Below are 12,554 nucleotides of genomic sequence, written 5' to 3'. Positions count from 1 at the left end.
GCGTCAAACGACGGCGGCGCGGCGCCTTGGGAAGTTGTCCAGAACATCGAGGCGCACTGCATCAAAAAACGGCGGCAGGCGCGGGTTTGTTCAACACATCGGGCCGGCGGTCGTGACCCGCTTATTTGGTCTTGCACCTTGCAAGCTGTTGCCGTTGACCAACGGTTCAGCGGATCATGCGGAAGGTCAGGTTGATGCGCGGACCGCGCGGCGTGCGTTCTTTGTTGATGCCGTGTAGCCAGTGCTGCTGCAGGGTGCCCGCCATCAACAGCAGGCAGCCGTCGCCCAGCGCCAGCTTGACGGTCTTCGGCAGGCGCCGGTGCTTGAGGATGAAGGTGCGCGGCGCGCCGAAGCTGACCGAGGCGACGGCCGGGTCCGGCCCCAGTTCGCGCTCGTGGTCGGCGTGGAAGCCCATGCTGTCGCGCTCGTCGCGGTAGTAGTTCAGCAGCACGCTGTTGAAGCGGCGTCCCGTGGCGCGCTCGACGGCCTCTTTGATGTGCAGTTGCAGCGGCGTGAACGGCAGCGGATGGAAGGTCTTGCCGGAATAGCGATAGCTCGCCTCGCCATGCCAGGCCGTCAGGCGCGGCTGCATGTGCAGTTTGCCCCAGACCTGCACCTGTTCGTGGCGCCAATCGGTCTCGTCGAGCAGGCGTTGCATGACCTCGGCCGGCGGGCAGTCCAGCGCCAGCCGTTGCTGAAACCACAGTTCGCCATCGTCGATGGGGATCGGCGTCAGGGCGGTGTCGTCGGCGAATAAGTCCATGCGCGGTATGATACCGGCACTACGCGATCGAGGAGAAACCGCATGAAAAAACGCCAGTTCCTGGGCAGCGCCGTCGCCGGCGGCCTGGCCGCCGCCCTGCCCGCTGGCCGGGCCGGCGCCGCCGCCCCGGCCGTCGCCACCGCCGGCCCGGCCTTGCTGACCGTCACCGGCGCTATCGGCAAGCCCAACCGGGACAGGTTCGACCCGGTGCGCGACCAGATGATGTTCAAGCAAAAGCTGGGTTTCGACAAGGCGCACGCGTTCACGTTCGCGGCGCTGGCCGCGCTGCCCGCCGTCACCATCAAGCCGACCCTGGAATACGACGCCAAGGCGCACACGCTGAGTGGCCCGCTGCTGCTGGACGTGGTCAAGGCGGCCGGCGGCGCGCTCGGCGACAACGTCAGGCTGGTGCTGCGGGCGGTGGATGGCTACGCGGCCTCGATTACGGTGGCGCAGGCGCGCGCGCAGCGCTACATCGTCGCCACCCATCTGGACGGGACGGCGATGGCGCTGGGCGGGCTTGGTCCGCTATGGGCGATCTACGATGCCGACAAAGTGCCCGACATGGCAGGCAAACCGCTGCCTGAGCGGTTTGGCTCCTGCCCGTGGGCCTTGTATCACATCGAGGTGGCGGCGTGACGCCGCGCGGAAGGTTTTAAGCGTACGCTTCGGCCAAGGTCATCACGCGCGGCGTGATGGTGATGCCGATGCCGCTGAACAGCGCGGTGATGGCGGCCATGTTGGCTTCCATTTCCTCGGCCTTCCAACCCTGGAACAGGTCGGTGCCGTCCTTCTGGAAGTGCAGGTCCAGCACCTTTCCGCGGTCCTTGTGGGTGTAGCCGCCGCTGTAGGTGTTCTTGAAGCCCATCGCGGCCAGCGCTGCCAGCACTTCGGCCGGCGGATTGTCCGGATCGGTGGCCATGAAGACGCCGAAGGTTTTGCCTGGCGGCTTGGCGGCGATGTCGACGTCGTAAATGCCTGGCGCCTTAGTGACGGTCGTACTTTTCAAAAATAACATGTTCTTACCCCTATCCAATTGGCGCCGGCTGCAGTCTTGCTGACGTGTTGTATCGTGTACTTCTTGATTCTCAAAGAAAACATTCTGAGAAACAAGCTTATTGTGAATCGCCGCGTTTGTCGACAAATCCCGCCACTTATTTGTGAATTCGTACCAATAAAACTGCAACGCATGACCATACACGGCGCCAGACCACAGGCAACCCTGTCTAAAATATAGTTGTTATGTAGTAATTTGCAAGGAGATAAGTGCCAAAGCGTGTACGGGGGACGCCTCAGGGCATTTTTTGATGTTTTCTGCGCGCCAGCAGGGTCGTCGGCGCCACCAGTGCCTGGTACAGCTCGCCGGTAGCGGCGTCCCAGCCGGCCACGGCGCGCTGCTGGCGCTCGACCGTCGCCATGTCGCCACGCGCGACCGGCCCGCTGAGCGCGGCGGCGGCGCCCAGCCGGAATACATTGGCCATCGATTCGGCCGCCAGCGGCTGCGCCATTTGGCGCGCCACCGGCTCCGGTATGCCGGCTGCCTGGTAGGCGCGCAGCGCGGCGTCCAGCACCGTGACCAGGTAATTGCTGGCGAAGACGGCGGCCGCGTGGTACACGGTTTTGGCGGCGGCATCGATCGGCACCGGTTGCGCGCCGATCGCCGTCAGGGCCGGCGTGAGCACGGCCAGCGCGCCGGCATCGCCCTCGATGCCGCAAAACGTGCCGGCGAATTGCGCGGCCACCGCCGCCGGGTCGGCGAAACTGCGGATCGGATGCACGCTGGCGACCAGCGCGCCGGCTTCCCGCGCGGCCTGCAACTGGCCGGATGCGAGCGCGCCGCTGCAATGGAAGACCACGCTGCCGGCCAGCGGCACGGCTTGGGCCAAGGCCGCGCAGGCGCCGGCGATCTGGTCGTCGCCGACGGCCAGCACGTGCACCGCCGCCGGTTGCAACTGATCGTAGCGCTCGACCGCGTCGCCGGCGCCGATGAAGGCCACGCCGTCGCGGGCGGAAGCCACGGAGCGCGTGAGCACCTGCTGGATGGTGAAGCAGCCTTGTAGCGCGAACAGACGCCCCAGCACGCGGCCCACATGGCCGGCGCCGATCACATTCAAACCCGGCGTCATCAGAATCCCGATCCGGGCTGCTGGAGATAGGCCTGTTCTTCAGCGGTCGATGGCCTGCCCAGGATCGCGTTCCGGTGCGGGAAGCGGCCGAAGCGGCGTATCACCTCGCGGTGGCGCTGCGCGTAGTCGAGCGAACCCCCGATGCCCTTGAGGGTGGCCGCGGATACGACATCGCGTTCTTCGTTTTCCATCAACGTGAACAGCGCCACGGCCAGCTCCTGCATCGCCATGTCCTCGGCGTGCTCGAAAGGCAGGTAGACAAATGCGCGCTGCAGCGGCGGCAGCGCCTCATCGTGGCCGGCGTCGACCATTGCCTGCGCCGCTTGCAGCGCCAGCGCGTCGCCGGCGAAGGCCTGCGGCGTGCCGCGATGGACGTTGCGGGTGAACTGGTCGAGCAGCAGGATGCGCGCCAGTCGCGATGGCGGACCTTCCGCATCCCATTCCAGCAGGCCGCCGGCCAGCGCCAGCGCGATCAGCGCGCCGAAACGGTTGCCGATTTCGCGGTCGAAGGCGTCGTCCTTCTGGAACCACTCGCGGCGCGGGGCGTCGGCAGGCTGGCCGGGACCGGGCTGAAACCAGAAATCGAATACGGCTTGGGCTTGTTCATTCATCGTCTTAGTTCCTCGCGTGCGATAGCTGGAAGCTGTGGATGCCGTCAAACGCGGCCAGTTCGGCCGACAGCACCGCCATCGGCGCGCCACTGCGCTTGCTCAATGCGATGGCGACGAAGCGCCACTCCTGCTGGCCGCCGTCGCTGCCGATCATCAGCGAGCCGCCGGCGATCTCGTAGCCGCGCTGCAGCGCCATCGCCCGCAGCGCCGGCTCTTGCGGCATATACCCCGCCTTGAAACGCATGGTGATGGCGATCGCATGCCGCGACGGCAACCACCTCTCCACGCGGGTCAGGAAGATCATCGAGCCGGCGCACAATATCGCCAGGCCGATCGCGCCCAGATAGAAGCCCACCCCCACCATCACGCCGATCACCGACGAGGCCCAGATCGATGCGGCCGTCGTCAGGCCGCTGATATTGAAGCCCTCGCGCATGATCACGCCGGCGCCGAGGAAGCCGATGCCGGTGACGATGCCCTGCACGATGCGGGTCGGGTCGGAGTTGATCAGATATTGCGACACGTGGCCGCCGAACCAGTGCCCCGGATAGCCGCCGATGACGGTGAGCGCGGCCGACGCCATGCACACCAGGCCATAGGTGCGCATGCCCGCCGCGCGCCCGTGGTACGAGCGTTCGTAGCCGACCATCAGCCCCAGGGCCAGCGCACCCATTAGATTGAGCAGGATGACGGCGTTGGTCGCTAGCTCGTCGTGCGACCAGTAGGCGCTCAGGAAATCGATGGCGGGCATGTCGAGCCTTTATTCTTTGGGTGCTTTTTTGACGAGCTGCTTTTCAAACGCCACATCGAGCTTGCTCACGCGCCTTGGCGGGCCGGGCGAAATGCCGTTGACGAAGGCGACGAAATCGTCGAGCTCCAACGGCGCGCACAGCGGCGGCTCGCCGGGGCCCTCGGTCAGGAAGAAGTGGCCGCTGCCGGTGCGCGACATCGAATACTTGGCATTGCCGCTGCGGACCTTGAGGCGGTCGACGGCCGACGTGGCCCGGGTTGCGCGGCCGCTCATAGCGCCACCGTGCGGTTTTCCAGCCAGGCCAGCGCGTCGCCGGACAACAGCGGCAGCAAACGGCCGCGCACCGTGGCGTGGTAGTCGTTGAGCCAGCGCTTTTCGTCGTCGCGCAGCAGCGAGGGCTCGATGCAGCGGGTGTCGATCGGGCACAGCGTCAACGTCTCGAACTGCAGGAAATCGCCGAAATCGGTCTGGCCGGCGGGCCGGTTGAGCACCAGGTTTTCAATCCGGATGCCCCATTTGCCCGGGCGGTAAAGGCCCGGTTCTATCGATGTAATCATGCCTGGTTCCATAGCGGTGTGCGGCTCCGGCATCGCCGATTGCGAAATCGACTGCGGGCCTTCGTGCACGTTGAGGAAATAGCCGACGCCATGGCCGGTGCCGTGGCCGAAATCGAGCCCTTCGGCCCATAGCGGCGCGCGGGCGATGGCGTCGAGCATCGGGGATTTGGTTCCGCGCGGGAAGCGCGCGGACGACAGAGCGATTAAGCCCTTGAGCACCAGGGTGAAGTCGCGTTTATGTTCGGCGGTGATGGCGCCGACGGCGACCACGCGCGTGATGTCGGTGGTGCCGCCCAAATACTGGCCGCCGGAGTCGATCAGCAGCAGGCCGTCGCCCTCGATCACCGCTTGGTGCGCCTCGCTGGCGCGGTAGTGCATGATCGCGCCGTTGGCGCGGAAGCCGGCGATGGTGGCGAAACTCGGACTGATAAATCCCGGCCGGCGCGCGCGGGCAGCGGTGATGTGGTGGTCGATCGCCACTTCGGTGAGCGGCGCGCGCTGCGGATCGGCCAGCGTCTGCTCCAGCCACGTGAAGAACTCGCACAGCGCGGCGCCGTCCTGCTCCATCGTCGCGCGGATGTGGCTTGCATCCTGCGCGCTCTTTTGCGATTTGGCGAAGGTGGTGGGGTTGACCGCCTCGATCACGCGCACTTCCACCGGCACGCACTGGCGGGTGCCGAAGGTGACGCGGCGCGGATCGATCAACAAGGTGGCGTCGTGCGGCAAGTCGGCCAGCGCCCCGGCGATGGCGCCGTATGGGGCGACGTAGATATCCTGCTCCGCCAGTTGCTTGATGAGTTCTGCGGCGATTTTGCCGTCGGCGACATACAAGGTCGCGCGGGTCGGCGTGATCAGCGCGTGCGCCAGGAACACCGGATTGAAATTGACGTCGGCGCCGCGCAGGTTGAATAGATAGGCGATATCGTCCAGGGTCGAGATCAGGTGCCGGTCGGCGCCCAGCCGCTGCATCGCGTCGCGCAGCTCGGCCAGTTTTTCGCTGCGGCTTTTCGAGGCGTACGGCGGCTGGTGTTCGTAGACCGGCGCGGCCGGCAGCGCGGGACGATCGGGCCAGATCTCGTCGAGCGGATCGAGATCGGTGCGCAGGGTGACGTCCTTGGCTTCCAGCGCCTGCCGCAGCAGGCGCGCGATCGCCAGGCCCAGTACCGCGCCGTCCACGGCCAGGGTCTGGCCGGCTTGCAGATTGGCGGCCAGCCAGTCGACATACTGCACGCTGGCGCCGGAGGTCAGCTTCATCAACCGGATCGAGGTGCCGGCCAGCTCTTGCTCGGCCTGGGTCCAATAGCGGGCGTCGGTCCAGACGCCGGCGAAATCGGTGGTAATGATGAAGGTGCCGACCGAGCCGGTGAAACCGGACAGCCATTCGCGGCCCTTCCAGCGGGCCGGCAGGTATTCGGACAGGTGGGGATCGGCCGACGGCACCATCAGCGAGTCGATGCCGCGCCGACGCATCGCCGCCCGCAATAGCGCCAGGCGCTCGGTGACGTGGGTGGTATCTGAAATATCCATGGGTAGCTTGAATCCGGTGCGCCGCCGATGCGGCATAGCTAGTCGCTATGATACCGCGATTGCCCTACGCCTGGTTTGCCATCACCGTTGAAGCATGCGGGGCGCCGCACCGAAAACGGCACTGCCCATTTTCTCGACCAGATAGCCGATAAACACCCGCACGCTGCGGCATGTGGCGCCGGTTGCGGAAGATCGCTTGAATCTCCTCGGTGCCGCCCGAATTAAACGGGGTAATACTTCCACCAAACTGCCGGCCTTGTGGAAGCAGCGCCAGTCTGCTACGTATTGATAAGAAGGGGATCCTGGAGCCTTGTCATCGCCTGATGCAACTAATTAAGCGCCTATTTAAATCACGTAGGGCGGATTAGCGTAGCGTAATCCGCCAGGCTCCGTCGGCGGCTCATGGCGGATTACGGCGTTCCGCCTAATCCGCCCTACGAAATGTCTAATAGAAAGTTTTAATGATTTTATTTCGTCGGAAAATCCGTGCCGATGGCGGAACCGTACCGACCAGCGCGTAAAGGAGACTCGGGAGCGTATTGCCGGGCTATTCGTGCCAAGTATTGGCGTGTATTCGCCAATTTTCAGCACGCGGACTCAGGCTTCGTAGCGACGCAGACCTTCCAGATCGAGTATGCGGATGCCGCCATAGTCGACGCGCAGCAGGCCTTGTTTCTCCAGCAGGTGCAAAGCCTGATGCGCGCGCTGGCGCGATGCGCCCGAAAGGAGGCCCAATTCTTCCTGCGATATTTGAATCAATTTTTCCAGACCCGGATAAAGGTGGGAATTGAACATCGACGCCAGGCATCGGGCCACGCGGGTATCTGGATTTAGCAGCCGATCATTTTCCACCATGCCAATAAATTGACCGAGACGTTCATTCAATTGCATTAACAGGAACCTGGTAAACGGCAAACTGGAATCCAGCAGCCACATAAATGTGGAAGCCGGCATGCGCGCGATGCGCGCGTCGCGCAACGCCATCGCATCATATTTAAGTATCTCGTTCTTTAATATCGAACCTTCGCCAAACCATCCGCCGGCGGGCACGCCGGTAAAAGTCACGCTTTTACCGGAACGCGAAAAGTTATTCATCTTGACCATGCCGTCGATAATACCGAGCCAATTCTCGACCATATCCCCTTTGCGGCAAACGTAACCGCCTTTGGGGACGAAGGTTTCAAAGGTATCGGCTTCGACGCGCGCCATTTGCTCGGGCGTCAGGCTTTGCGCCCAAATTGCAGATCGCAAAGCGTCTTTGAGGGAGATTTGATGTTGAGACATTATTGCGTCGCACCATAGAAAAGTCGGTCAATTGTCATCGAAACGACAACACAGGTCTTTGCGGCAGGCTAATATCATCACACAAGAAGCTGTACACAAGTACAAGAAAAGCAACCGGAGACAACTGGTGCAAAACAATCAAGAGACTTTTCCTCGCCGCCTGCTCGCGCACGGCCAGGTCAGACCCGGCAAGCCCGCGTTCCGCGAAAAACACCTGGGCATCTGGCAAAGCTGGAACTGGGCGCAGGTGAACGACGAAGTGCGCGCGCTGGCCTGCGGACTGGCGGCGCTGGGGTTCGAACGCGGTATGAACCTGGCCATCATCGGCGACAATCGCCCGCGCCTTTATTGGGCGATGCTGGCCGCGCAATGCCTGGGCGGCGTGCCGGTGCCGCTGTACCAGGACGCGCCGGCGGCCGACATGGCCTACGTGCTGGAAAACGCCGAGATCCACTATGCCATCGTCGAAGACCAGGAACAGGTCGACAAATTGATGGAATTGCAAACGTTGTATCCGCACGTTCGCCATATCGCCTACGACGACGAACGCGGCATGCGCCACTACCGCCAGCCAGGTTTGCTGTCCTTCTCCCGCCTGCAGGAGCTGGGGCGCGACTGGGACAAAGCCCATCCCGGCATGTTCGACGCCGCCGTCGATGCCGGACAGGGCGGCGACAACGCCATCATCCTCTACACCTCCGGCACCACCGGCAAGCCGAAAGGCGTGTGCCAGACCCACGCCGCGCTGATCGCGGCCGGCACCGGCGGCGTCGGTTTCGAGAACCTCACCGACGCCGAAGACATCCTGTCCTACTTGCCGATGGCGTGGGTGGGCGACTGCCTGTTCTCCTTTGCGCAGGCGATGACGGCCGGTTTCACCGTCAACTGCCCCGAATCCGGCGACACCGTCATGACCGACATGCGCGAAATCGGTCCTACTTATTACTTCGCCCCGCCGCGCGTGTTCGAAAACATGCTCACTACCGTGATGATACGGATGGAGGACGCGGGCGCCATCAAACGCATAATGTTCCATTACTTCATGGCGGTGGCGCGCCGCAGCGGCGCCGCGATTTTGGATGGCAAAGCAGTGCCGCTGACCGACCGCCTGTCGTACGCGCTGGGCCGGGTGCTGGTCTACGGGCCGCTGAAAAACGTGCTCGGATTGTCGCGTGTGAGGGTCGCCTACACCGCCGGCGCCGCGATAGGACCCGATCTGTTCCGGTTCTATCGCTCCATCGGCGTCAATCTGAAGCAGTTTTACGGCTCGACCGAAACCTGCGCCTATATTTGCCTGCAACCGGACGGCCAGATCAAATTCGACAGCGTCGGCCTGCCGGCGCCCGGCGTGGAGGTCAAACTGGCCGACAACGGCGAGGTGCTGGTGAAATCGCCAACACTGATGGATTGCTATTACAAGCGTCCCGACGCCACCCGCGACGCGATCGACGCGCAGGGCTACTTCCACACCGGCGACGCTGGCTTGTTCGATCCCGAAGGCCATCTGAAAATCATCGACCGGGCGGCAGATGTCGGCAGGATGAATGGCGGCGCCATCTTCGCGCCGAACTACATCGAGAACAAACTCAAATTCTTCCCGTTCATTAAAGAGGCGGTGGCGTTCGGCCATGAGCGCGACGAGGTCTGCGCCTTCATCAATATCGATATCGAGGCGGTGGGTAACTGGGCCGAGCGGCGCGGCATCGCCTATTCCGGCTACACGGACCTGGCGGCGCATCCGCAAGTCTATGGCCTGATCCGCGACTGCATCGAGCAGGTCAACGCCGACCTGGCCGCCGAACCGATGATGGGCGACACGCAAATCCACCGCTATCTGGTGCTGCACAAGGAGCTCGATCCGGACGACGACGAGTTGACCCGGACACGCAAGGTGCGGCGAAAATTCATCGCCGAGAAGTACGCGGTGCTGATCGATGCCCTCTACGGCGGCAAAACGTCTCAATACATCGAGACGCAGGTGAAGTTTGAAGATGGCCGAACGGGCCTGGTGGCGGCGGATCTGACGATAAAGCGCTGCAAGACCTTCCCTGCGGTCCAAGCAGCGGCATGACGGAGAGAGCGACCATGCAGATGAACGAACCAGACGTCCACTTCGGCGCAGACATCAGTAGCGGGCGCCGCGTCATCGGCGACGTGATACTCGACCTGAAAAACATCTCGCTGTCGTTCGGCGGCGTGAAGGCGCTGACGGATATCTCCTTCGACGTGAAAAAGCACGAGATCCGCGCCATCATCGGCCCCAATGGCGCCGGCAAAAGCTCGATGCTGAACGTGATCAACGGCGTCTATCGCCCGCAGCAGGGGGAGATCGTTTTTCGCGGCCAGCACCGCAGGAATATGGACTGCCACAGCGCCGCCAAGGCGGGCATCGCGCGCACCTTCCAGAATATCGCGTTGTTCAAGGGGATGACGGTCCTCGACAACATCATGACCGGCCGTAACCTGAAGATGAAGTCCAACTTCCTGATGCAGGCGCTGTACTGGGGGCCGGCACGCCGCGAGGAGATCGCGCACCGCGTCAAGGCCGAGGAGATCATCGACTTCCTGGAGATCCAGGCGATTCGCAAAACGCCCGTTGGACGCCTGCCGTACGGCCTGCAAAAGCGCGTGGAACTGGGCCGCGCGCTGGCCGCCGAACCGGAGATCCTGCTGCTGGACGAGCCGATGGCCGGCATGAACGTCGAGGAGAAACAGGATATGTGCCGCTTCATCCTCGACGTCAACGACCAATTCGGCACCACCATCGTCTTGATCGAACACGATATGGGCGTGGTGATGGATATCTCGGACCGCGTAGTGGTCCTCGACTACGGCCGCAAGATCGGCGACGGCACGCCGGACGAGGTGCGAGGCAATCAGGATGTGATCAACGCCTACCTCGGAGTCGCGCACGCATGAACATCAATTTCTTCTTCGAGGTGCTGATCGGCGGCCTGCTGTCCGGCGTCATGTACGCGCTGGTGGCGATCGGCTTTGTGCTGATCTACAAAGCGTCCGGCGTGTTCAACTTCGCGCAGGGGGCGATGGTATTTTTCGCCGCGCTGACTTGCGTCGGCATCATGGATAAATTCGGCGTGTCGCTGTGGGTGGCGATCCCGCTGACGATCGTGGTGATGATACTGCTCGGGATAGCGATCGAGCGGGTGGTTTTGCGGCCGCTGGTGAACCAGCCCGAGATCACGCTGTTCATGGCCACCATCGGACTGGCCTTCTTCATCGAAGGGCTGGCGCAGCTAATGTGGGGCAATCAGGTGCACAAGCTGGAACTGCCGATCGAGGACGTGCCGTCGGAGTACCTGATGGAGAACTTCAACCTGCTGGTGTCGCAGTTCGACATCATGGCGGCGGCGGTGTGCGGCATCCTGGTCACCTCCCTGGCGCTGCTGTTCTCCAAGACCAAGGTGGGCCGCGCGCTGCGCGCCGTCGCAGACGATCACCAGGCCGCGCTGGCGGTGGGCATTCCATTGCAACGCATCTGGGCGGTACTGTGGGCGGTGGCCGGCGTGGTCGCGCTGGTGGCCGGCCTGCTGTGGGGCGCGCGCAATGGCGTGCAGTTCGCGCTGACCTTCGTGGCGCTGAAGGCGCTGCCGGTGCTGATCCTCGGCGGCTTCACGTCGATGCCAGGCGCAATCGTCGGCGGCCTGATTATCGGCGCGTCGGAAAAACTGGCCGAGGTGTATATCGGCCCGCTGGTCGGCGGGGGTATCGAAGGCTGGTTCCCGTACGTGCTGGCGCTGATGTTCCTGCTGGTGCGGCCGGAAGGGCTGTTCGGCGAAAAAATCATCCGCAGAATTTAAGAGGCGAATTTTAAGAGGCGAACATGCTCTACCGCGAAGCAGGACAATTCAAGACCAGCTATCAGGCCGACAGCCAGATCTTCCCTATTCTGCAGGACCGCGTAGCGATGCTCGCGCTGCTGATCGTCGCCATCGTGGTGGTGCCGCTGGTGGCGTCGCCGTACGCACTGTCGGCGATCCTGATCCCGTTTTTAATCTTCTCGCTCGCCGCGCTTGGACTCAACATCCTGACCGGCTACGCGGGCCAGCTCTCGCTCGGCACCGCTGCTTTCATGGCGGTGGGCGCCTTCGCCTCGTATAACTTCGTCGCCCGCATTCCAGGCATTCCGGTGCTGGTGGCGTTCGTGCTCGGGGGCTTAAGCGCTGCGGCGGTGGGAATCGCCTTCGGCCTGCCGTCGCTGCGCATACGCGGTTTCTACCTGGCCGCGTCGACGCTGGCCACGCAGTTCTTCGTGATCTGGTGCCTGACCAAGATCCCCTACCTGACCAATTACAGCGCGTCCGGCGTCATCACCGCGCAGAAAATAGTCATCCTCGGCTACCAGTTCGACACGCCGGACCGCAAATACCTGCTGGTGCTGGGCGTGGTGGCGGTCATGGCGCTGCTGGCCAAGAACATGGTGCGCTCCAACGTCGGCCGCTCCTGGATGGCGGTGCGCGACATGGACGTGGCGGCGGAGGTCATCGGCTTCCGGCTGATGCGCACCAAGCTGCTGGCGTTCGCGGTCAGCTCCTTCTACTGCGGCGTGGCCGGCGCGTTGTACGCCTTCGCCTATCTCGGCACCGTGGAGCCGGAGGCTTACAACCTCGATCTGTCGTTCCGCATCCTGTTCATGATCATCATTGGCGGCGTCGGCTCGATACTCGGCTCCTTCCTGGGCGCTGCCTTCATCGTGCTGCTGCCGGTGCTGCTCAATATTTTGGCACACAGCCTGTCGCTGCCGAACAGCGTGGCGTCCAACCTGGAGTTGATGGTGTTCGGCGCCTTGATCATATTTTTCCTGATCGTCGAGCCGCACGGCCTGGCGCGTTTGTGGCAAATCGGTAAAGAGAAACTGCGTCTGTGGCCCTTCCCGCACTGAACGCAGCAATTGGATGCAACCTTGCAGCGTAATAC

13 protein-coding genes are annotated in these 12,554 nt (G+C 63.2%); 5 read left to right on the top strand and 8 right to left on the bottom strand.

What is annotated here, in order from left to right; genetic code table 11:
- Positions 1-166: 166 nt before the first annotated feature.
- Entirely contained in the window at positions 167-763 is a 597-nt protein-coding gene (locus tag NHH73_02065; GenBank protein ID USX27106.1) for an alpha-ketoglutarate-dependent dioxygenase AlkB, read from the bottom strand.
- Between the two features lie 42 nt (positions 764-805).
- On the opposite strand from NHH73_02065, the gene NHH73_02060 reads away from it, so the two are divergent.
- Positions 806-1,402 (top strand): molybdopterin-dependent oxidoreductase, encoded by a 597-nt coding sequence (locus NHH73_02060; GenBank protein USX27105.1) that lies wholly within the window; start codon positions 806-808, stop codon positions 1,400-1,402.
- Positions 1,403-1,418: 16 nt separating this feature from the next.
- Here the strand turns inward: NHH73_02060 and NHH73_02055 are convergent, their stop codons facing one another.
- The 7 genes from NHH73_02055 to NHH73_02025 all read right to left on the bottom strand — a co-directional run bounded on the left by NHH73_02055 (position 1,419) and on the right by NHH73_02025 (position 7,544).
- Positions 1,419-1,781 carry a hypothetical protein gene (locus NHH73_02055; protein USX27104.1) on the bottom strand — a complete coding sequence of 121 codons (363 nt, stop codon included), beginning with the start codon at positions 1,779-1,781 and terminating at the stop codon, positions 1,419-1,421.
- A gap of 274 nt (positions 1,782-2,055) precedes the next feature.
- Complete coding sequence (locus tag NHH73_02050) at positions 2,056-2,889, bottom strand: DUF2520 domain-containing protein (GenBank protein ID USX27103.1); 834 nt, start codon at positions 2,887-2,889, stop codon at positions 2,056-2,058.
- A complete protein-coding gene (locus NHH73_02045; GenBank protein USX27102.1) occupies positions 2,889-3,500 on the bottom strand; it encodes a DUF924 domain-containing protein in 612 nt (203 codons plus the stop codon). The genes NHH73_02050 and NHH73_02045 overlap by 1 nt, the downstream gene beginning before the upstream one ends.
- A 4-nt stretch (positions 3,501-3,504) precedes the next feature.
- Positions 3,505-4,251, bottom strand: a complete 747-nt coding sequence (locus NHH73_02040; protein ID USX27101.1) for an MgtC/SapB family protein — start codon at positions 4,249-4,251, stop codon at positions 3,505-3,507.
- Between the two features lie 9 nt (positions 4,252-4,260).
- A complete protein-coding gene (locus tag NHH73_02035; protein ID USX27100.1) occupies positions 4,261-4,524 on the bottom strand; it encodes a hypothetical protein in 264 nt (87 codons plus the stop codon).
- Entirely contained in the window at positions 4,521-6,335 is a 1,815-nt protein-coding gene (locus tag NHH73_02030; protein USX27099.1) for an aminopeptidase P family protein, read from the bottom strand. The genes NHH73_02035 and NHH73_02030 overlap by 4 nt, the downstream gene beginning before the upstream one ends.
- 597 nt (positions 6,336-6,932) lie before the next feature.
- On the bottom strand, positions 6,933-7,544 hold the full coding sequence (locus NHH73_02025; GenBank protein ID USX29768.1) for a Crp/Fnr family transcriptional regulator: 612 nt from the start codon (positions 7,542-7,544) through the stop codon (positions 6,933-6,935).
- A 199-nt stretch (positions 7,545-7,743) separates the two neighbouring features.
- Here NHH73_02025 and NHH73_02020 point away from each other — a divergent pair, with 199 nt between their 5' ends.
- The 4 genes from NHH73_02020 to NHH73_02005 are packed head-to-tail and all read left to right on the top strand — an operon-like array spanning position 7,744 to position 12,519.
- Positions 7,744-9,690, top strand: coding sequence for an AMP-binding protein (locus NHH73_02020; protein ID USX29767.1), 1,947 nt, complete (start codon positions 7,744-7,746; stop codon positions 9,688-9,690).
- A gap of 20 nt (positions 9,691-9,710) precedes the next feature.
- A complete protein-coding gene (locus NHH73_02015) occupies positions 9,711-10,538 on the top strand; it encodes an ABC transporter ATP-binding protein (protein USX29766.1) in 828 nt (275 codons plus the stop codon).
- 2 nt (positions 10,539-10,540) lie between these two features.
- Complete coding sequence (locus NHH73_02010) at positions 10,541-11,437, top strand: branched-chain amino acid ABC transporter permease (protein USX29765.1); 897 nt, start codon at positions 10,541-10,543, stop codon at positions 11,435-11,437.
- A 23-nt stretch (positions 11,438-11,460) separates the two neighbouring features.
- Entirely contained in the window at positions 11,461-12,519 is a 1,059-nt protein-coding gene (locus NHH73_02005) for a branched-chain amino acid ABC transporter permease (GenBank protein USX27098.1), read from the top strand.
- Positions 12,520-12,554 lie beyond the last annotated feature (35 nt).

This window comes from Oxalobacteraceae bacterium OTU3CINTB1, from assembly GCA_024123955.1.
Taxonomy (GTDB): Bacteria; Pseudomonadota; Gammaproteobacteria; order Burkholderiales; family Burkholderiaceae_D; genus Rugamonas.
Note: the sequence above shows the minus strand (reverse complement) of the source record. Positions and strands in the feature narration are given on the sequence as shown.